12 protein-coding genes and 1 pseudogene are annotated in these 20800 nt (G+C 65.2%); 7 read left to right on the top strand and 6 right to left on the bottom strand.

Going from position 1 to position 20800, the window contains the following annotated elements; translation table 11 throughout:
* Positions 1 to 40: 40 nt before the first annotated feature.
* Positions 41 to 1204 carry a YbfB/YjiJ family MFS transporter gene (locus DMX06_RS23830; protein WP_110739631.1) on the bottom strand — a complete coding sequence of 388 codons (1164 nt, stop codon included), beginning with the start codon at positions 1202 to 1204 and terminating at the stop codon, positions 41 to 43.
* Between the two features lie 106 nt (positions 1205 to 1310).
* Between DMX06_RS23830 and ptrR the strand changes: the two genes are divergently transcribed.
* Both ptrR and DMX06_RS26690 read left to right on the top strand, forming a co-directional pair.
* Positions 1311 to 2204, top strand: coding sequence for a putrescine utilization regulator PtrR (ptrR, locus tag DMX06_RS23835; protein ID WP_110739632.1), 894 nt, complete (start codon positions 1311 to 1313; stop codon positions 2202 to 2204).
* A 124-nt stretch (positions 2205 to 2328) separates the two neighbouring features.
* Entirely contained in the window at positions 2329 to 2457 is a 129-nt protein-coding gene (locus DMX06_RS26690) for a PA1414 family protein (protein WP_256206021.1), read from the top strand.
* A gap of 260 nt (positions 2458 to 2717) precedes the next feature.
* Here DMX06_RS26690 and DMX06_RS23845 read toward each other — a convergent pair whose 3' ends face one another.
* Positions 2718 to 4097 carry a sodium:solute symporter gene (locus DMX06_RS23845; RefSeq protein WP_110739634.1) on the bottom strand — a complete coding sequence of 460 codons (1380 nt, stop codon included), beginning with the start codon at positions 4095 to 4097 and terminating at the stop codon, positions 2718 to 2720.
* Between the two features lie 241 nt (positions 4098 to 4338).
* Entirely contained in the window at positions 4339 to 5289 is a 951-nt protein-coding gene (gene speB, locus DMX06_RS23850) for an agmatinase (RefSeq protein WP_028691118.1), read from the bottom strand.
* Positions 5290 to 5515: 226 nt separating this feature from the next.
* Between speB and DMX06_RS23855 the strand changes: the two genes are divergently transcribed.
* From DMX06_RS23855 to DMX06_RS23865, 4 genes and pseudogenes are all read left to right on the top strand, one after another.
* Entirely contained in the window at positions 5516 to 6409 is an 894-nt protein-coding gene (locus DMX06_RS23855; RefSeq protein ID WP_110739635.1) for a LysR family transcriptional regulator, read from the top strand.
* Between the two features lie 147 nt (positions 6410 to 6556).
* Positions 6557 to 6853 (top strand): annotated as a pseudogene (locus tag DMX06_RS26935) (PAS domain-containing protein); the annotation flags it as partial.
* A gap of 234 nt (positions 6854 to 7087) precedes the next feature.
* Positions 7088 to 8116 (top strand): methyl-accepting chemotaxis protein, encoded by a 1029-nt coding sequence (locus DMX06_RS23860; protein WP_375538116.1) that lies wholly within the window; start codon positions 7088 to 7090, stop codon positions 8114 to 8116.
* Between the two features lie 150 nt (positions 8117 to 8266).
* On the top strand, positions 8267 to 8866 hold the full coding sequence (locus DMX06_RS23865) for a tRNA-uridine aminocarboxypropyltransferase (RefSeq protein ID WP_110739637.1): 600 nt from the start codon (positions 8267 to 8269) through the stop codon (positions 8864 to 8866).
* Between the two features lie 97 nt (positions 8867 to 8963).
* Here the strand turns inward: DMX06_RS23865 and DMX06_RS23870 are convergent, their stop codons facing one another.
* The 3 genes from DMX06_RS23870 to DMX06_RS23880 form a co-directional block, all read right to left on the bottom strand.
* The gene (locus DMX06_RS23870) at positions 8964 to 10319 is read right to left on the bottom strand and encodes an HlyD family type I secretion periplasmic adaptor subunit (protein WP_110739638.1); all 1356 of its coding nucleotides are present in this window, start codon (positions 10317 to 10319) and stop codon (positions 8964 to 8966) included.
* 130 nt (positions 10320 to 10449) lie between these two features.
* Positions 10450 to 12585, bottom strand: coding sequence for a type I secretion system permease/ATPase (locus DMX06_RS23875; RefSeq protein ID WP_110739639.1), 2136 nt, complete (start codon positions 12583 to 12585; stop codon positions 10450 to 10452).
* A 77-nt stretch (positions 12586 to 12662) separates the two neighbouring features.
* Entirely contained in the window at positions 12663 to 14036 is a 1374-nt protein-coding gene (locus DMX06_RS23880; RefSeq protein WP_110739640.1) for a TolC family outer membrane protein, read from the bottom strand.
* A 485-nt stretch (positions 14037 to 14521) separates the two neighbouring features.
* Between DMX06_RS23880 and DMX06_RS23885 the strand changes: the two genes are divergently transcribed.
* On the top strand, positions 14522 to 20800 hold a 6279-nt coding region (locus DMX06_RS23885), incomplete at its 3' end, for a retention module-containing protein (protein ID WP_110739641.1).

The following is a 20800-nucleotide window of genomic DNA, read 5'->3' on the forward strand; positions in this document are numbered from 1 at the left end:
CCCGCTCCCACGAAGACTGTAGGTGCTGGCCCCGCGACCGTCAGCCTGTTTGTCGTAGACTGGCGCAGCCTTGCGAGGGCGAGAAACCTCCTGCCAACATCCCTGCCAATCCCAACCCAGCAGCCGCCAACACCAATGCTGGCTGTAATCCACCACTGAAATGGCTGCTCAACGCCGCCAGCAACGGCCCGCTCAACTGCCCCAGGGCAAAGCATGCAGTCAGCAACCCGGCATTGCGCTGCGTGGCGTGGGGCGCCAGTTCCCGTGAGCGCTGCATCACCAGTTGCATGCAGGCCAGGAACGGCCCGCCGCACAGCAGTACGCCCAATGCCAGGCCGATGCCGCCACCGAGCAGGCAGGCCAGTACACCCAGCCCTTGCAGCCACAAAGTGGTGGTCAGCCAGGCAGAGGTCCGCCCCGGGCGGCGCAGGCTGACGATGGCCACGCCGAGTGCAGATGCCAATCCGAACGCGGGCCAGAACAGCTCGGCCTGCCACTGTCCGAGGAACTGCTGGCTGGCCATCTGCGACAGAAAGGTGGCCGGCAGGATGTAGCCGATCCCGTAGAGCGCATAGACCAGGCCCAGGCGTCCGATGCCGGTGCCGCGGCCTTGTTCGTTGACGGCCGCAGGCGTGGCGGCGGGCGCCAGCGCCCGTGGCAGCCACGGCAGCACCGCCAGCAGCATGACCAGCGCGGCGACGCCATAGACCAGCCACAGGGCCGCCGAATCCAGTCCCAGCAGGTGCGCGCCCAGGGCCAGCACACCTGTCACCGCGATGCCGACGCCGGGCCCGGCGAACACCAGCGCACCGAGGCGCTGGCGGCCATGGGCGCTGGCCAGTTGCTGGCTGAGGCTGGCGATCATCACCAGCACCCAGGCGCTGGCCACGCCAGTCCCGAAACGCAGCAGCAGGTGGCTCCAGAAACCGTCGGCGGCCCACGAGGCCAGGGTCAGCAGCACGCACAGCCACAACCCCCCATGCAGGCGCAGGCGCACCTGGGCGGGTTGGCGGGCGAACATGGCGTCCACCGCGCCGAGGAAGTAGCCCAGGTAGTTGGCGGCGGCGACCAGGCCGCCGGCGGTGAGGTCGAACTGGCCCTCAGCGATCAGTCGGGGCAGTTGCGGAGTAAGGGCGAAGCGGCCGATGCCCATGGCCATCATCAGCGCCACGGCGCTGGTCAGCAGTTGCACGATGGGTGACATGGAAAGTCTCCTGCACGAAGGGATGCGATGGATGGCAGGGTAGGGCTCATTGACTTTCAATAAAATTGAATAATGATGATCAAGTTGTTCTGTTTTGGAGAATCCTATGGAGTTCAGCCAACTGCGCATCTTCCAGGCCGTGGCCGAGGAGGGCTCGGTGACCCGTGCCGCCGAGCGATTGCACCGGGTGCCGTCGAACCTGTCGACGCGCCTGCGTCAGCTTGAGGAGCAACTGGGGGTGGAGCTGTTCCTGCGCGAGCGCCAGCGCTTGCAGTTGTCGCCGGCCGGCAAGGTGCTGCTCGATTATGCACATAGGCTGACCAACCTGCGCGACGAGGCCCTGGCTGCGGTGCAGGGCGGCCAGCCGGCGGGGGACTTCGTGCTGGGCACCATGTACAGCACGGCGGCCATTCATTTGCCGGCGCTGCTGGCGCGTTACCACCAGGCCTACCCGGCGGTGAACCTGCAGGTGCAGGCGGCGCCCAGTGCCGAACTGCTGGAGGGGGTGCTCAGTCATCGGCTGGACGCGGCGCTGGTGGACGGCCCACTCAACCTAGCCGGGCTGGATGGCGTGCCGTTGTGCGAGGAAACGCTGGTGCTGATCACCAGCCCCGAGCACCCGGTTGTGCAAAGCGCCAAGGATGTCGCCGGCAAGGCGGTGTTCACTTTCCGCCAGGGCTGCTCGTACCGCATGCGCCTGGAAGCCTGGTACGCCCATGCCCACACACCCATGGGGCGGGTCATGGAGATCGAGTCGTACCAGAGCATGCTGGCCTGTGTGATCGCCGGGGCCGGCGTGGCGTTGATGGCGCAGTCCATGCTCGACAGCCTGCCGGGCCGCGAGCAGGTGCGGGCGCATCGGCTGCAGGCGCCGTTCGACCAGGCGATGACCTGGTTGATGTGGCGCCAGGGCAAACGCGGGGCGAATCTGCAGGCCTGGATCGATTTGCAACAAAGCGAAACGATTGACCGACTGTCGGAAGCTGCCGTCTGCGCTTGATCCGGGTCAGAATCGGCCCTATGTGTAGGAACAGAGACATGCGCAATACAGGACATCGGGCTATGATCTGTATGACGCACCGCAGGATCGATTGACCAAGAGGCTGACCCGTCAAGGGGGCATTATGAACGAACGCATGTATAACTGGCTCCACGACCTCGCCGTCGCCTTGGGCTTGCTCCCGCCACCGCTGCAACCGGTGCCGATCCCGACCGACGAAGAACAGCGCAAGCGCCAGCCGCGTCGGCGCTGACCACCGACAAAAAGGCCGCCGCATCTTGTGGATGCGGCGGCCTTTTGCGTTTCAATGGCTCTGTAGGAGATCGCCCAGCCCTTCGGGCTGTGCTGTCGCGCAGGGAACTGTTATCTCTGTGGGAGCGGGTTTACCCGCGAACACCGGCGAAGCCGGTGCCATACACCGCGCTGGATTCTTCGCGGGTAAACCCGCTCCCACAGGGCCAAGCTAAATCAATGGGTTGTGTGTTGCTCCAAAGGAGCGGCGTGGAATTGGCCTCAGGCCAGGTTCACCGTCGCCACCGGCTTGCGCGAAGCCAGGCTGACCACCACGAAGCTCACCAGGCCAATGGCCAGGCTGTAGTAGATCGGTGAATTGGCCTCCAGGCCGTCCTTGAACATGAACAACAGTGCGGTGCCGAAGCCCAGCGACATGCTGGCGATGGCCCCGGCGGTGGTCGCGCGCTTCCAGAAGATCGCGCCGATCAACGGGATCAGCATGCCGCCCACCAGCAGGTTGTAGGCCAGGGTCAGGGCGCTGATCACATCGTTCACCGCCAGGGCGATACCCAGTACCACCAGGCCGGTGAGCAGGGTGAACAGGCGGTTGATGCCCAGGCTAGACTGCTTGCCGCCGCGCAGCTTGGGCAGCAGGTCTTCGGTCAGGGTGGTCGAGGCGGCGAGCAGGCCCGCGCTGGCGGTGGACATCATCGCGGCCAGGGCGGCGGCCATCAGCAGGCCACGGATGCCCTCGGGCAGCTGGCCCTTGATCATCTCGGCGAAGGCGTTGTTCGGGTTGGCCAGGTCCGGCATCAGCACATGGGCGGCCATGCCGATCAGGGCGCAGGCCAGGCCGTACAGCACGCAGTAGACACCGGCGGTGGTGCCGGCGCGCTGGCAGACCTTCTCGTCACGGGCGGTGAACACCCGCTGCCAGATGTCCTGGCCGATCAGGATGCCGAAGAAGTAGATTAGGAAGTAAGTGATGATGGTGTCCCAGCCGATGGTGGTCCAGCTGAAGCTAGCCGCCGGCAGCTTGGCCACCAGGGCGTCCCAGCCGCCGGCCTTGTACAGGCACACCGGCAGCAGGATGAACATCAGGCCCACGGTCTTGATCACGAACTGGACGATGTCGGTGAGGGTCAGCGACCACATGCCGCCGATGGTCGAGTACACCACCACCACGCCGCCCCCGAACAGCAGGGCCATCCAGAACGGCACGTCGAGCAGCACCTGCAGCACGGTGCCCATGGCCAGGGTCGAGGTCACCGCGATCATCAGCGCGTAGGCGAGCATGATCGCCGCGCTGGCCTGGCGAGCCATCGGGTTGTAGCGGCGCTCCAGCACCTGGGTGACGGTGAAGATCTTCAAGCGCAGCAGCGGCTTGGCCAGGAACAGGTTGAGGGCGATGATCCCCAGGCCGAGGGCGGCGCACAGCCAGAAGCCGGAAATACCGTGGACGTAGCCCAGGCGCACGGTGCCGACGGTGGAGGCGCCGCCGAGCACGGTGGTGGCCATGGTGCCCATGTACAGGGTCGGGCCGAGGTTGCGCCCGGCCACCAGGTAGTCTTCGTGGGTCTTCGCGCGCCGCATGCCGTACCAGCCGAGGCCGAGCATGCCGGCGGCATAGATCAGTACAACGATGATGTCCAAGGCCATTGGGGGTCTCCCGATTATCTTTATTATGGCGAGATCGGCCGTCCGGGCGGTTCACGGCGCCCGGCGGTCCTGTCATGTGTTGGCGGGCCTCTATGGCCCTCCCGAATGGCTCCTGCCGGGGTCAAGCAATCGCTTGCAGCGCAACGCCCCTGGATTTCGGCGTTTTCACATAAATCGCCGGGGCTGCTTCCAGCCCTTTCGCGGCGCAAGGCCGCTCCTACAAACAGGCGGTGCTTGACGGCTAGCGGCGTACCACGCCCGGCAGCACGCAGAGCATTTCGAACAGCAGGTTGGCGCCCAGCAGCGAGGTGTTGCCGGTGGTGTCGTACGGTGGGGAGACTTCGACCAGATCGCAGCCGATCAGGTCCAGGCCGTGGCAGCCGCGGATGATCTCCATCGCCTGGATGGTGGTCAAGCCGCCGATTTCCGGGGTGCCGGTGCCGGGCGCCCAGGCCGGGTCGATGCCGTCGATGTCGAACGACAGGTACACCGGGCCGCCACCGACTTTCTCGCGCACTTCGGCCATCAGCGGCTCCAGCGACTTGTGCCAGCACTCTTCGGCCTGGACCACACGGAAGCCCTGGCGACGGCTCCAGTTGAAGTCGTCGGCGGTGTAGCCCTGGGCGCGCAGGCCGATCTGCACCACGCGCTCGCAATCGAGCAGGCCTTCTTCCACGGCACGGCGGAAGGTGGTGCCGTGGGCGATCTTCTCGCCGAACATGTGGTCGTTGACATCGGCGTGGGCGTCGATGTGCACCAGGCCGATCTTGCCGTGCTTCTTGTGCAGGGCGCGCAGGATCGGCAGGGTGATGGTGTGGTCGCCGCCCAGGGTCAGCGGGATGACATTGTGCTCGACGATCTCGTCGTAGGCCTCTTCGATGATGCGCACGGCGTCCAGCAGGTTGAAGGTGTTGATCGCCACGTCACCGATGTCGGCCACCGACAGCGAGTCGAACGGGGCGGCGCCGGTGGCCATGTTGTAAGGGCGGATCATCACCGACTCGGCGCGGATCTGCCGCGGGCCGAAACGGGTGCCCGAGCGCAGCGAGGTGCCGATGTCCAGGGGCACGCCGATGAACGCGGCGTCGAGCCCTTCGGCGCTTTGCAGGTGGGGGAGACGGAGCATGGTGGCGATGCCGCCGAAACGCGGCATTTCGTTGCCGCCCAGTGGTTGGTGGAGAATCTTGTCCACGGTGGGCCTCATCAGTCGGTCGATTGTTCTGTTTGTTCGAACCTGTGCCGCCGCGCGCCTCGTTGCTCTGGTTGTGCGGGCGGGCAGGGACATTTCGCCGCAGTCTGCGCAAGGTAGTGCCCGGGAAGAATCGCTACCGACAAAAACTTACTTCAGGAATTTCTGAACTATCGGTGTACTGCCGGGTTAGACTCTGGCCATTTCCAGCCCACGGACCCGTTGCCCCATGGCCTCATCGCTGCCCGACCTGAAACTGCTGCGCATCTTCGCCAGCGTGGTGCGTCACCAGGGCTTCGCCAACGCCCAGCGCGACCTGAACCTGTCGACTTCAGCCATCAGTACCTACATGAGCCAGCTGGAAAGCGCCGTGGGTATCGTGCTCTGCCACCGTGGCCGTGGTGGATTCAGCCTGACCAGCAAGGGCGAGCTGTTCCATCAGGAGACGTTGCGCCTGCTCGGCGAGCTGGATGGTTTCGAGCAGTACGCGGCGGCGCTCAAGGGCGAATTGCGCGGCACCCTCAACCTGGGGGTGATTGACTCCACTGTCGGCGATCGTGCCCTGCCGCTGGCCGAGGCGATCGGTGCCTATAGCCAGGAACATCCGGCCGTGCACCTGCACCTTTCGGTCTCCAGCCCCTACGAGCTGCAGTTGGGCGTACAGGACAATCGCCTGGACCTCGCGATCGGCGCGTTCTCCTCGCGCATGAGCGGGCTGGTTTACCAGCCGCTGTACCGCGAGCAGCACTGGCTGTATTGCAGCAGCCGCCACGCGCTGTTCGGCGAGCGACGGATCCCGGAGCCGGTAATTACCCAGCAGCGCATGGTCGGACGTGGCTACTGGAGCCAGGCGGAACTGGCCCGGCACGGCTTCAAGCACAGCGCCGCCACCGTGGAGAGCATGGAGGCGCAGCTGATTCTGATTCTCTCCGGCGCCTACATTGGCTACCTGCCCGAGCACTACGCCCAGGCCTGGGTCGACAAGGGCGACCTGCGGGTGCTGTCGCCCGCGACCTTCGGCTACCAGGCACCGTTCTCACTGATCATTCGCCGTGGCCGTAGCCGTGAGCCCTTGATCCAGACGTTTCGCGACCTGCTCAAGAGCCAGCTCAACGTAGGGTGACCGAGGCCGCTTTCAGCGCATTCCGTCAGCTTCAGACCATTTCCTACAAAACTTGACCGATGGCGTGCTGGCCATCTGCTAAATATCTACTTGCTCTGATGATTTTCCCCATTCATCTGGATAAGCAAGGGACCGCCAACGATGCGCATGAATTTGCCCGTCACTGAGCACGAAAGAACCTTTCCCCAGGACCAGCGGCTGATCTCCACCACCGACCTGAACAGCCGCATCACCTATTGCAACGACGCATTCGTGGCCATCAGCGGTTTCACCTACGACGAACTGGTCGGCCAGCCGCACAACCTGGTGCGTCATCCCGACATGCCGCCGGCGGTCTTCGGGCATATGTGGGACACCATCAAGCAAGGCAAACCCTGGATGGGCGTGGTCAAGAACCGCGCCAAGAACGGCGACTTCTACTGGGTCAGCGCCTACGTCACGGCGGTGTACGAGAACGGCCGCATCAGCGGCTACGAGTCGGTGCGCTCGGTGCCGACCCGGGAGCAGATCCGCCGGGCCGAGAACTTGTACGCCCGCCTGCGGGCAGGGCGCTCGCCGGTACCGCTGGCGGCGCGCCTGGGGCATGGGATCGGCCATGGCTGGCCGCTGATCGGTGCGGGCCTGCTGTCGGCCGCCGCCTACTTGTGGCTGCCCCCCTACGCGGCGCTGGGTGTGCTGATGGCCAGCCTGCTGGCGGCCTGGTACGTGGTCGAGCACCGGCAGAACCAGTCGATCCGGCGCACGCTGCAGGAGCACCCCAAGGCCTTCACCAGCCCGCTGGTGGCGCTGACTTACAGCGACAACCCCGGGCTGCAGGGCCAGCTCGACCTGGCGATCATCAGCGAAGAGGCGCGACTGCAAACCGCGCTGACCCGCCTGGTGGACGCCGGTGTCGGGGTCAAGTCAAGGGCCGCGCAGTCCGCCGACCTGTCCGATGCCCAGGCGCAGATGCTCGACCGCCAACGCAGCGAGACCGACCAGTCGGCCACCGCCATCGCGCAGATGGCGGCAACCATCCAGCAGGTCACCCACAACGTGCAGAGCACCGCCCATGCCGCCAGCGACGCCGACCTGTTGGCCCAGCAGGGCAGTGACCTGGCGCAGCAGAGCCTGCGCGCCATGGGCAGCATGAGCGAGGCGGTGAGCGACATTGGCCAGGCGGTCAATGCCCTGGCCGAACAGACCCAGTCCATCGGCAGCGTGGTGGATGTGATCACCTCGATCGCCGAGCAGACCAACCTGCTGGCGCTCAATGCTGCCATCGAGGCGGCGCGGGCCGGTGAGCAGGGCAGGGGCTTCGCCGTGGTGGCGGACGAGGTGCGTTCGCTGGCGCAGCGCACCCGCGCCTCGACCGAGGAGATCCACCACATCATCTCCACCCTGCGCTCCGGTGCCGACCGCGCGGTGGCCAGCGCCAGCCGTGGCCAGCAGATCTCCAGCGACAGCGTGCACAGCGTCGAGGCGGTGCAGGCGGCGTTGTCGGGGATCGCCCAGGCGGTCAGCCGCATCACCGGCATGAGCCAGCAGATGGCCACGGCGTCCGAGCAGCAGAGCCATGTCGCCGAGGACATCAACCAGCAGATCGTGCGCATCGCCCATTTGTGCGACGAAAGCGCGGGGCAGGCCAGGCAGGGGGCCGAGATCAGCCAGGACCTGGAGCGCATGGCGGAGTACCTGCACAGCCTGGCGGAGCGGTTCAACCGCTGAAGTTTGACGGTGTGGGTGGGGCGTGGGAGCGGGCTTGCCCCGCGATGGCGGTGCCGACTTTTTTTGCGGGGCAAGCCCGCTCCCACGAACACCTTGTCGCAACCCGGGATGGCAACCCTGTGGCAAACTATCCGCCCCAAGGAGCCCCCCATGTCCAGACCTCGCTGCGAGCGTTGCCAGCGCCCGCTCGCCCATTGCCTTTGCCCACTGATCCCGCACCTGGACAGCCGCACCCGCGTGGTCGTGCTGCAGCACCCCAGCGAGACCGCCCACGCCCTGAACACCGCACGCCTGGCGACCCTTGGGCTGGTTAACGCCGAGTTGCGGATCGGCGAGGTGTTCGACGACCTGGACGCGCTGGTGGCAACGCCAGGTTACCGACCGGCGCTGCTGTTCCCCGGCGACGAGGCCGAGGTCCTGCAAGGCTATGGTCAAGGTGCCGACCTGCCGCTGATGCTGATCGTGCCGGACGGCACCTGGCGCAAGGCGCGCAAGATGCTCTACCTGAACCCGCTGCTGGAGAGGCTGCCACGGGTTACGCTCGGTCATGTCCAGCCCTCGCGCTATCGGTTGCGCAAGGCACCGGAACCGGGGGCTTTGTCGACGCTCGAGGCGGTGGTGCAGGCGTTGAATGTGCTGGAGGCTCCGGCAGCGTTCGATGCCTTGCTACGCCCGTTCGAGGCGCTGATCGAAGGGCAGATCGAGGCCATGGGAGCGGAGACTTATCAACGCAATCATGGGCAGGTTTGAATTGGAGCCAGCCTGATCGTGGAACAAGCCCGTCATGTAACGGGCTTATGATCCGTGGGAGCGGGCTTGCCCCACGATTGCGCCGCCATACTGGCGATCACCGCTCGCGCAACGCCTCCGTCCGCGCCTTCAGTACCGGCTTCAACAGATAATCCAGCACGCTCTTCTGCCCGGTGATGATATCCACCGTGGCTACCATCCCCGGAATGATCAGCAGTGGCTTGTTGTCCCCGCCCAGGTGGTTCTTGTCGGTGCGCACCTGGATCAGGTAGAACGCATTGCCCTTGTCGTCGGTGACGGTGTCCGCGCCGATCAGCTCCAGCTTGGCCTTGAGCCCGCCGTAGATGGTGTAGTCGTAGGCGCTGAACTTGACCATCGCGGTCTGCCCCGGGTGCAGGAACGCCACGTCCTGGGGCCTTACCTTGGCCTCGATCAGCAGGTTGTCCTCGATGGGCACGATCTCCACCAGGTCGCTGCCGGGCTGGACCACGCCGCCGATGGTATTGACCTTGAGCAGCTTGACGATGCCGCGCACCGGCGACACCACGGTGGTGCGGTTGACCCGGTCGTCGATGGCGATGCTGGTGGCGGTGATCTTCGACAGCTCCGTGCGCTTGTCGTTGAGTTCCTTGGCGGCGTCGGAGCGGAAGCTGGCGTCGGATTCCTGGATCTTGCTGCGGATTTCAGCGATCGCCGCCTCTGCTCGGGGGATCGCCAGGTTGGTGGCATTGAGCTGGCCGCGCGCCTCGACGCTGCGCTGCTTCAGGCGCAGGATTTCCACGGGGGATATGGCGCCCTTGCTCACCAGTGGCGAGGACATGTCCAGTTCCTGTTGCAGCAGGCCGACCGCCGAGCGGTATTGATCGACCTTGGAGCGGAACTCGGCCAGCTCCTGGGTCTTTTGTCGCAATTGTTCGTTAAGGGTCTGTTTCTCGCTGGCCAGCCGGCGCTGGCGCGAGTCATACAGCGCGGCTTCGTCCTCGGCCACCTGTGGTGCCTTGGCGCGGACTTCGCTCGACAACACGAAGGGGCGGCCTTCGGACTCGGCCGACAGGCGCTCGACCTGGGCGGTGAGCGCGTAGCGGTCGGCTTCACTCTCGCCCTTGTTCGACTTGAAGCGCGTGTCGTCCAGGCGCAGCAGGGTCGCGCCCTTGTCGACCATCTGCCCTTCACGCACGAAGATCTCGGTGACGATGCCGCCCTCGAGGTTCTGCACCACCTGCACCTTGCTCGACGGAATGGCCTTGCCCTCGCCGACGGTGACCTCGTCGAGCACCGCGAAGTTGGCCCAGACCAGGGCCACCAGCAGCAGGATCGCCGCCAGCCACACGGTCAGGCGTGACAGGCTGGGCGACTCCTGCAAGGTGGCGCCGGCCAGCTCCGGCATGTAGTCGCGTTCGGCGCGCTTGTCGGCGCCCTGGAGGTAGCTGCGCACGCTGTGGCTGAAGGGCATACATTACCTCCATTGCGGGGTTTGACACGGATCCCTGTGGGAGCGGGTTTACCCGCGAATGCTGCGGTGGCTTTGCCGACGCTTTCGCGGGTAAACCCGCTCCCACAGAGACCGCGTCGTCTTTGAAGGCCTACAGCGCCGCGCCGATACGGCCCTTGCGCAGCGCGTCGATGACCGCGTCCTTCGGCCCGTCGGCGACGATCTTGCCGTTGTCCAATACCAGCAGCCGGTCCACCAGGCTGAGCATCGAGGTGCGGTGGGTGACCAGCAGCAGGGTTTTGCCCGGCACCCAGTTCAGCAGGCGCTGGCGCAGTTGCTCCTCGCTGCTGTTGTCCATGTGGCTGGTGGGTTCGTCGAGGATCAGGATCGGCGGCTCCAGCAGCAGGGCCCGGGCCAGCAGTACGGCCTGGCGTTGGCCGCCGGACAGCAGCTGGCCACGCTCGCCCACCGGGCGGTCGAAGCCTTGCGGGTGCTGGCGGGCCAGTTCGCTGACCCCGGTCAGCTCGGCCACCTCGAGCATGCGCGCATCGCTGATGTGGCGGGCACCGAGGGTAAGGTTGTCGCGCAGGCTGCCGGCCAGCAGGGGCAGATCGTGCGCCACGTAGCCAACCTGGCTGCGCAGGTCGGCGATGTCCAGCTGGCGCAGATCGAGATTGTCCAGCAACACCTGGCCTTCGTCGGGGTGATGGAAGCCCATCAGCAGGCGGGCGAGGGTGCTCTTGCCCGAGCCGCTGCGGCCGATGATGCCGATGCGCTCGCCCGGCTTGAGCGTGGCACTCACATCGTTGAGTGCCGGGGCCGCTTGCCCGGCATAGCGGAAGGTGGCGTGGTTGATGCTGATGCCACCTTGCAGTGCGGTGTGTTCCAGGGCCTGGTGCTCGGCCTCGCGCTCCTGCGGCAGGCTCATCAGCGCATCGGTGCTGCGCATGGTCAGCTGCGCCTGCTGGTAGCGGGTGATCAGCCCGGCGATCTGGCCGAGCGGCGCGAGGACTCGGCTGCCGAGCATGTAGCTGGCCACTAGCGCGCCGACGCTGAGGTTGCCGGCGATGATGCTGTACACCCCGGCGACGATGGTGGCCATGCCGCAGAACTGCTGGATGAACAGCGTGCCGTTGCTGGCCAGCGAGGACAGGTTGCGGGCATGGGCGTCGAGGCGGGCGATGGCGCCGTTGGTGTGTTCCCACTGGTATTGACGCTCGCTTTCGGCGCCGCAGGCCTTGAGGGTCTCCAGGCCGCCGAGGGTCTCGATCAGCAATGCCTGGCGCACCGCGCCGAGGCTCAGGCTCTTTTGCACCGTGTCACGCAGGCGTACCTGGATGAACAGCGCCAGGCCCACCGCCAGCGGAAAGGCGATCAGCGGGATCACCACCAGCCAGCCGCCGAGCAGGCCGATCACCAGCAGCATCAGCGCCACGAACGGCAGGTCGATGATGCTGGTCAGGGTGACCGCGGTGAGGAATTCGCGCAGTCCCTGGAAGTCATGGATGCTCTGGGCGAAGCCGCCGATGGTGGCGGGCCGGGCCTTCATGCTCATGCCGGTGATGCGTTCGAACAGGGTGGCCGAGAGAATCAGGTCGGTCTTTTTACCGGCCTGGTCCAGCAGGTGGGCGCGGACCATGCGCAGCACCAGCTCGAAGGCGGTGCCGATGAACAGTCCGGCCACCAGCACCCACAAGGTGGACAGCGCCTGGTTGGGCACCACGCGGTCGTAGGTCTGCATGACGAACAGCGGCACCATCAACCCCAGCAGGTTGATCAGCAGGCTGGCCAGCAGGGCATCACCATACAGCCAGCGGGAATGCCGCAGGGTGTCGCGGAACCAGGCATTGACCCGTGGGATCAGCGGGGCACGCACGTCCTCCAGGGTATGGCGAGGACGGGCGAACAGGACCTGGCCACTGTAGGCCTCGGCAAGGACTTCGCGTTCCACCCACTGCTCGCCGCCCTCGGCTTCGCACGGCAGCAACAGGGCCCGGCCATTGTCCCCCCAGCGTTGTAGCACGGCGCTGCGGCCGTCATTGAGGATCAGCAGAACCGGCAGGTTGAGTGGCGAGATGGCGTCCAGGTCACGTTGCAGGACTCGCGCCTGCAACCCCGCACGCGCCGCGGCGCGGGGCAGCAGGGCCAGGGGCAGGCGCTGCTCGGCCAGCGGCAGACCGCTACCCAGGCTGGCACGGCTGGCAGGGCAGCCGTGCAGCTTGCACAGGATCAGCAGGCCATCGAGCAACGGATCATCAACATCCAGGCGCGGTTGCGCGCTTTGCATACTGGTCACGATGGCCTACTCCTGCCGCGGTGGACGGGAAATGGGCGCTGGCGAAAAGTCCCTTGTCTCGTCAGAACCTAACGCATGTCGGGCAGTTTCGCCTCGTTGCGCACTTCGGTCTTGGCGATGGCCTCGGGCGGCAGCGAGATGCGTTGCTTGCTCAGCAACTCACCCATGGTCGCCAGGACCCGGTACATGGAGAACTCTTCGGTGTAGCGCACTTCGGTGTAGCGCCGGTTGGCGTTGTACAGCTCGTTCTCGCTGTCGAGCACATCGAGCAGGGTGCGCTGGCCCAGGCCGAATTGGTCTTGGTAGGCGGCGCGCACGCGCTGGGTGGTTTCGGCGTACTCGCGGGCGCTCGGGGTCTGCTTGCGGGCGTTGTTCATCGCGTTCCAGGCCAGGCTGAGGTTTTCGTTCAGCTCGCGCAGGGCGTTGTTGCGGATGTCCATCGCCTGGTTGATCTTGTGCGCGTCGGACTGCAGGCGGGCCTTGTCGCTGCCGCCGCGGAACAGGTTGTAGCTGAGCTCGACGCCGGCCTGCCAGTCGTTGTTGTCATGCCCTTTCTGGCCGCCGATATTGTTGTTGGCGCCGGTGGCCAGTACCGCGTCCAGGCGCGGGTAGAAGGGCGACTTGGCCACTTCGTATTGCTGCTCGGCGGAGCGCACGTCAGCCTGGGCCGACTTGAGGTAAGGGTTGTTCTCCAGCATGCCCTGGCGGGCATTGAGCAGGTCACCCGGTACTTCGCCCTTGATCGTGACCGGGGTTTCCAGCTCGTCCGGCATGCGCCCGACTACGCTGTAGAAATTGGCCTCGGCGTCGGCCAGGTCGACCTCGGCGGTGTCCAGGTTGTTCTCGGCCAGGGCGCGACGGGCGCGGGACTGGTCGAGGTCGGCGGTGCTGCCCACGCCGCGCTCGCTGCGCAGGCCGATCTGGTCGTTGACCCGCAGGTGCGCCTGCAGGTTGTTCTTGGCCAGGGTCACCAGTTCGCGGCGCTTGAGTACCTCGAGGTAGACCTCGATGGCACGCAGGGCGATGCTCTCGGCGGTGGCCTGGGTGTAGTAGGCACGCGAGGTGGCCACCGCTTCAGTACGGGCGACCTCGTTGGAGGTGTTGAAGCCGTCGAACAGCATCTGCCGCAGGCGCAGTTCGGACTGGGTGTAGTTGAGGGTTTCCTTGTTGTGGTTACGCGTGCCGTCGGGGTTGAAGCCGCGGGTGTTGGTGTTGTCCGAGCGTTGCCGGCCATAGCCTGCGACCAGATCGACGGTTGGGTAGTACCCCCCGCGGGCGAACTTCACATCCTCGTCGGCCGACAGCCTGCTGTTGCGGCTGGCGCTGATCTCGGGATGCTGGTCCACGGCGTTCTGGACAGCCTCGGTGATCGACATCGCCTGACTGTTGGCACACGCCATGGCCAACAAAATCGCACTGGTGATGGGGGTTAAAGCGCGCATGGGGTACATCTCCCTGGTCTTGAATAATGTCCTGCTAATCGCCAAAAAAATGACGAAAAATTAGAATCAAACCGTTTCAGGTTTGTAACAACAGAGCTAAGAACATTTATCGGGCGAGCTAAGAAGATTTTTTCATAAGATATATGCGAAAAAAAACTTATGCGGTCTAAGGAATCCGCGACATTGTTTCATTCAGGCGGTTACGGGAATTGGCTGGGACAGGCGATTTTCGGGCCTTGGTGAAAGTTCCAGATTTTTTGCAGCTAAGGAGACAGGGGAGGAAGGCGAAAGCGGAATTTGGCGACAAAAAAATGGCACTTAATAATGGCCATTCGCCCATTTCGCTATCGTGGCAGTCGTCACAAGGAGCGTGGTTTCTCACGAACGTGACAGCAGCGATCCAGCCATGGCACTCGGAACGTTGCGCACATTACCCGGCACGCCTTGATCTGCGAAAAGCCCATCGGCAGGGGAGGCGTACGCTCATGGCTAAATTAGTCGGTGTAGTCGGCAAGGTGATCGGCCAGGTATTCGCGGTGGGCGACGATGGTCATCGCCGCCTGTTGGTGGAAGGCGACCGATTGTTCGCCGGCGAACAGCTGGAGACCGGCAGCGAGGGCGCCGTGGCGGTGCGGCTGCACAATGGCGCGCAGCTGACCCTGGGTCGCGACAGCAGCCTGGAGATGACCACCGACCTGCTGGCCAATCGCGCGCCCCATGTGCAGGCGCCGGACGCGCAGCCCAGCGACGCCCAGCTCAGTGATGTCGAGCAACTGCAAAAAGCCATTGCCGCAGGCGCCGACCCCACCCAGGAAGCCGAAGCGACGGCGGCGGGCGGCAACCCGTCGGGGGTGTCGGGAGCGCTCGGCGGGGGCCACAGTTTCGTGATTCTCACCGAGGTGGCCGGCCGGGTTGATCCCACCATCGGCTTCCCCACTGCGGGTTTCAATGGTTTCCCCCTGCTGGCCAATCTCGAGCTCGGCGGCCTCGATGGCAACGATGACGGGCCGGTGTTGGCCGATGCGCCAGCGATCGACAATCCGGTCAGCCTCAATGGCCTGGATATCAGCCCCGCCGAATTGACCCTGGACGAGGCCAACCTGCCCCAGGGATCGGCCAGCAACCCGGCGGCCCTGACCCAGTCAGGCAGCTTCACGGTGGTGGCCGCCGACGGCGTGTTCAACCTCAGTGTCGGCGGCATCAATGTGGTCACGGCGGGCGTGGTCACCGGCGTCGGGCAGTCCATCGTCACCGGGCTTGGCAATGTGCTGACCATCACCGGCTACAACCCGGTCACCGGCGTGGTGAGCTACAGCTACACCCTGACCGGTGCCGAACACCACCCGGACGGCGCGGGCAGCAATACCCTGGGCGAGCAGTTCCCGGTGCTGGTCAGCGACACGGATGGCGATGTGGCCAGTGGTTCCCTGGATGTGATCATCCGCGACGATGTGCCACGGGCCGTGAACGACACCAATACCACTGCCGCCACCGAGCAGCATGTGGAACTCAGCGGCAATGTGCTGAGCAACGACATCCAGGGTGCGGACCGTATCCCAAGCGGTCCGGTGATGGCCGGTACCTTCATCGGCACCTACGGTACCCTGGTCCTGGCGGCAGACGGTTCCTACACCTATACCCTCAACACCAACGACCCGGACTTCAAGAACCTGCACGGCGGTGGCAACGGGGTGGAGACCTTCACCTACACCCTGAAGGACGCCGACGGCGACACCAGCACCGCGACTCTGACCCTCAACGTCATCAACCTCAACGACCCGGTTACCCTCGGTGGTCTGGACGTGAACGGTGGCGAACTGACCGTCTACGAGAAGAACCTGGCCGATGGCAGCGCGCCGAACCCGGGTGCCCTGACCCAGAGCGGCACCTTCACGGTCAGCGCGCCGGATGGCCTGCAATCCTTGAGCGTCGGTGGCATCAGTGTGGTCAACGGCGGCGTGGCGGCAAGCTTCCCGCAATCGATCACCACGGCGCTGGGCAATACCCTGACCATCACCGGCTACAACCCGGCCACGGGCGTGATCAGCTACAGCTACACCTTGCTGGACAATGAGAACCACGCCAACGGCGACGGCGCCAACAGCCTGTCCGAGCACTTCACCGTCACGGCCACGGACACCGACGGCAGCACGGCCAGCGGCTCGCTGGACGTGAACATCGTCGATGATCTGCCCAAGGCCAATCCCGATTCGGCCAGTGTCGTCGAAGGCGGCACGGTCAGCGGCAACGTGCTCGACAACGACACCTCAGGCGCCGACGTGCGCGCCGATGGCAAGTACGTGGTCGGCGTGCGGGCCGGCTCCGATACCTCGACCTCGGCAAGCGGCCAGTTGGGCAATCAGGTCCAAGGCCAGTACGGTTACCTGACCCTGGATGCCCAAGGCAACGCCACCTATCACGCCAACCCGAATGCCGTGGCGCCGGCGGGAGCCACGGACGTGTTCGTCTACACCGTGCGAGACAGTGACGGCGACGAAAGCACCACCACCATCACCATCGACGTGCGCGATTGCTCGCTGATCGCCGGGGCCGACAGCGAAGTCACGGTCTACGAGAAAGCGCTCGACCTGACCAAGGATGGCAACGACCTGGCCGCGGGGAATGTGGTCGGCAGCCAGCCAGGCTCGACCGCCGAGACGGCCAGCGGCTCGCTGGCCAGCTCCATCAGTGGCGGAACAGGGGCGCTGACCTTCACCCTGGTCGGCAATGCCACCGGCCAGTACGGCCAGATCCAGCTGAACGCTGATGGCTCCTACACCTACACCCTGACCTCGGCGCCGAACTCGCCGAATCATGTCAACGACGGGCCGAATGTAATGACGGAAGCCTTCACCTACCAGGTGAAGGATTCGCTCGGCAACACCACCACCAGCACCATCGTGATCAGCATCGTCGACGACGTGCCCAAGGCCCACAGCGATTTTGCCAATGTCTACGAAGGCGGCACGGTCAGCGGCAACGTGTTGGTCAACGATGTGATCGGCGCGGACGTGCCGGCTGATGGCAAGTACGTGGTCGGCGTGCGCGCAGGCAGCGACACCTCGACCTCGGCCATCGGCCAACTGGGTAGCAATGTGGTCGGGCAGTACGGCTACCTGACCCTCGACGCCCAGGGCAACGCCACCTACCACGCCAACCCCGACAGCGTGGCGCCGGCCGGTGCCACGGATGTATTCGTCTACACCATTCGCGATGCCGATGGTGACGAGAGCACCACCACCATCACCATCGACGTGCACGATATCTCGCTGGTCGCCTGCCCCGACGACACGGCCAAGGTCTACGAGAAAGCCCTGGACCTGACCAAGGACGGCAACGACCTGGCCGCAGGCACCGTCACCGGCAGCGATCCGCACGCCACCACGGAAACCACCAGCGGCTCGCTGGCCGGTTCGGTCAGCGGCGGCATCGGTGCCCTGACCTTCACCCTGGTCGGCAATGCCGCCGGGCAGTATGGCCAGATCCAGCTGAACAGCGATGGCAGCTACACCTACACCCTGACTTCGGCGCCCAACTCACCCAACCACGCCAACGATGGCCCGAATGTGGTCACCGAGAGCTTCACCTACCAGGTGAAGGATTCGCTCGGCAACACCACCACCAGCACCATTGTGGTCAGCATCGTCGACGACGTGCCCAAGGCCCATTGCGACGTGGCCTCGGTCAAGGAGGGCGCCAGTGTCAGCGGCAACGTGCTGGACAACGATGTGGTCGGCGCCGATGTGCGTGCCGACGGACAATACGTGGTCGGCGTGCGCGCAGGTTCCGACACCTCGACTTCTGCCATTGGCCATGTGGGCGACACGATCATTGGCCAGTACGGTTACCTGACCCTGGACAGCCAGGGCAACGCCACCTACCACGCCAACCCCGACAGCGTGCCGCCCGCCGGGGCGACCGACAGCTTCGTCTATACCATCCGCGACGCCGATGGCGATGAGAGCACCACGACCATCCGCATCAATGTACAGGACAGCAAGCTGGTGGCGTGCGAGGACAACGACGTTACCGTCTACGAAAAAGCCCTGGACCTGCACAAGGATGGCAACGACCTGGCCGCCGGCAATGTGACCGGCAGCGATCCGGGCTCCACTGGCGAGACGGCCTCGGGCAGTCTGGTCGGTTCGGTCCATGGCGGCGTCGGTGCACTGACCTACAGCCTGGTCGGCAACGCCGTGGGCCAGTACGGACAGATCCAGCTCAACGCCGACGGCTCCTATACCTACACCCTGACCTCGGCGCCGAAGACCGCGGGCGGCGCCAACGATGGGGCCAACACCGTCAACGAGTACTTCACCTACAAGGCCACCGACGCCCTGGGCAACAGCGTCACCAGCACCATCGCCATCAACATCGTCGACGATGTGCCGACGGTGCAGTGTGCGGTGCGCAGCATCACGCCCGGCCAGGTGGACTCCAACATCCTGCTGGTGGTGGACGTTTCCAGCAGCATGGCCGCAAGCTCCGGTGTGCCGGGATTGACCCGCCTTGAATTGGCCAAGCAGGCCATCAATGCCCTGCTCGACAAGTATGACGAGATGGGCGACATCAAGGTGCAGATCGTCACCTTCGGCACCGGTGCCGAGATCAAGACACCGGTGTGGGTCTCGATCAGCGAGGCCAAGAGCCTGATCGCCGGTCTCAACCCCGGCGGTTCGACCTACTATGACTCGGCGGCTACCAAGGCCCAGGAAGCCTTCGCCACTACCGGCAAGCTGGTGGGGGCGCAGAACATCAGCTACTTCTTCTCCGACGGCGAGCCCACCAACGGCCACGCCATGACGGCGCCGCGCGAGGCCGCCTGGGAAACATTCCTCGACAACAACGGCATCAAGTCCTACGCCATCGGCATGGGCAGCGGCGTCAACGAGGGCAACCTCAACCCGCTGGCCTACGACGGCAGCAGTCATACCGACACCAACTCGGTGGTGGTCACCGACCTCAGCCAGCTCGGTGCGGTGCTCTCCGGCACGGTGCAGGGCGCGCCGATCACCGGCAGCCTGATGAGCGGCGGCGACTTCGGTGCCGACGGCGGCTTCATCAAGGCGCTGCTGGTGGACGGCACCACCTACACCTACGATCCGAAGGCCAATGGCGGGCAGGGCGGCTATGCGGTCAGTGGCGGGGTGGACAAGGCCTCGTTCGACACCGTGAGCAACAGCCTGAACATCAAGACCGGCCTGGGCGGCACCCTGGTGGTGAACATGGACAACGGCGAGTTCACCTACACGCCGCCGAAGGACACCGGCAGTGGCCAGGTGGAGAAATTCGGCTTCACCGCCAGCGACAACGACGGCGACACCCGCAGCGCCAGCCTGACGGTGAACATCAACAGCAACGGTGCGCCGGTCGCCGGTGCCGACCACATCATCACCAACATCAAGGGCGCCACCCTGAGCGTGCCGGCAGAGGCCTTGCTGGCCAATGACAGCGATCCGGATCACGACACCCTGAGCGCCGCGCCGACCACCTTCAATACCAACTTCGCCGACAAGGGCGCGGGCTTCACGGCGGGTACGCAGGCACAGACCATCACCTTCAACGCCACCGCCAACAAGGCCGAGAACCAGTTGCGCGAGCTGGCCCGCAGCGAGTTCACCAGCCTCAATGGCAGCATGACCGCCGCCCTGGTGGTGGCCGGTTACCTGGGCTCGATCAGCACCGGCAATGCCAACGACGAGGACACCCTGACAGTTACCCTGCGCAAGGGCGAGACCCTGACCCTCGACCATGACCGGCCCGCCGGCAACCTGCTGATGGAGTGGAAGGATGCTGGCGGCAGCTACCAGACCATCGCCGATGGCGGCAGCTTCACGGCCACCCATGACGGGGTGTACAGCATCCATGTGATCAACACCGAGAACGCCTCGGGCAACAGCAAGGCCGCCGAGAACTACAAGCTGAGCCTGGTGGTGGACTACAGCAACGCCAGCAACGACGACTACCACGGCAGCTACACCGTGAGCGACAACCATGGCGGCACGGCGAATGGGGCGGTGGACATCACCTACCAGGCCGGCAATACCCTCACCGGTACTTCAGGGGACGATGTACTGCTGGCCGGAGCGGGCGACACCCTCCTGCACGGTGGTGCCGGCAACGATGTACTGGTGGCCGGCGCAGGCAACAACAGTCTGTACGGTGGCGACGGCAACGACTTGCTGATTGGCGGTCCGGGCAATGACCTGCTCGACGGTGGCGCCGGCAACGACACCGCCAGCTATGCCAGGGCAACCAGTGGCGTGACCGTCGACCTGGGCCATGTCGGCCAGCAGAATACCGTCGGCGCGGGGCTGGACACCCTCACCGGCATCGAGAACCTGATCGGCTCGGACTACAACGACACCCTGACCGGCAACGACGGCGACAACCTGCTCAACGGCGGCGCGGGCAACGATGTACTCAGGGGCGGTGGCGGCAACGACATCCTGATCGGTGGACGCGGCGATGACACTCTCACTGGTGGCAGCGGCAACGACACCTTCGTCTGGCAGAAGGGCGACACCGGCCACGACACCGTGACCGACTTCACCCCGGGCAGCGATCGGCTGGACCTGTCGCAGCTGCTGCAGGGCGAGAACGCCACCAGCGCATCGCTGGACGACTACCTGCACTTCAAGGTCAGTGGCAGCGGCGGCAATGTGGTGTCGACCATCGAAGTCAGCAGCGTCGCCGGCGCGGCGCCGACCCAGACCATCGACCTGGCCGGGGTGGACCTGGCGCAGCACTACGGGGTCGCGGCC

It is taken from the genome of Pseudomonas mosselii, from assembly GCF_003205295.1.
In the GTDB taxonomy this organism is placed as follows: Bacteria; Pseudomonadota; Gammaproteobacteria; order Pseudomonadales; family Pseudomonadaceae; genus Aquipseudomonas; species Aquipseudomonas mosselii_B.

What these genes read in the sequence shown, in the direction of transcription:
- DMX06_RS23845 (WP_110739634.1), bottom strand. Translation starts at nt 4,097, where the DNA reads ATGGCCTTGGACATCATCGTTGTACTGATCTATGCCGCCGGCATGCTC.
- DMX06_RS23860 (WP_375538116.1), top strand. Translation starts at nt 7,088, where the DNA reads ATGGCCAGCCTGCTGGCGGCCTGGTACGTGGTCGAGCACCGGCAGAAC.
- DMX06_RS23855 (WP_110739635.1), top strand. Translation starts at nt 5,516, where the DNA reads ATGGCCTCATCGCTGCCCGACCTGAAACTGCTGCGCATCTTCGCCAGC.
- DMX06_RS23875 (WP_110739639.1), bottom strand. Translation starts at nt 12,585, where the DNA reads ATGCAAAGCGCGCAACCGCGCCTGGATGTTGATGATCCGTTGCTCGAT.
- DMX06_RS23880 (WP_110739640.1), bottom strand. Translation starts at nt 14,036, where the DNA reads ATGCGCGCTTTAACCCCCATCACCAGTGCGATTTTGTTGGCCATGGCG.
- DMX06_RS26690 (WP_256206021.1), top strand. Translation starts at nt 2,329, where the DNA reads ATGAACGAACGCATGTATAACTGGCTCCACGACCTCGCCGTCGCCTTG.
- DMX06_RS23865 (WP_110739637.1), top strand. Translation starts at nt 8,267, where the DNA reads ATGTCCAGACCTCGCTGCGAGCGTTGCCAGCGCCCGCTCGCCCATTGC.
- DMX06_RS23870 (WP_110739638.1), bottom strand. Translation starts at nt 10,319, where the DNA reads ATGCCCTTCAGCCACAGCGTGCGCAGCTACCTCCAGGGCGCCGACAAG.
- ptrR (WP_110739632.1), top strand. Translation starts at nt 1,311, where the DNA reads ATGGAGTTCAGCCAACTGCGCATCTTCCAGGCCGTGGCCGAGGAGGGC.
- DMX06_RS23830 (WP_110739631.1), bottom strand. Translation starts at nt 1,204, where the DNA reads ATGTCACCCATCGTGCAACTGCTGACCAGCGCCGTGGCGCTGATGATG.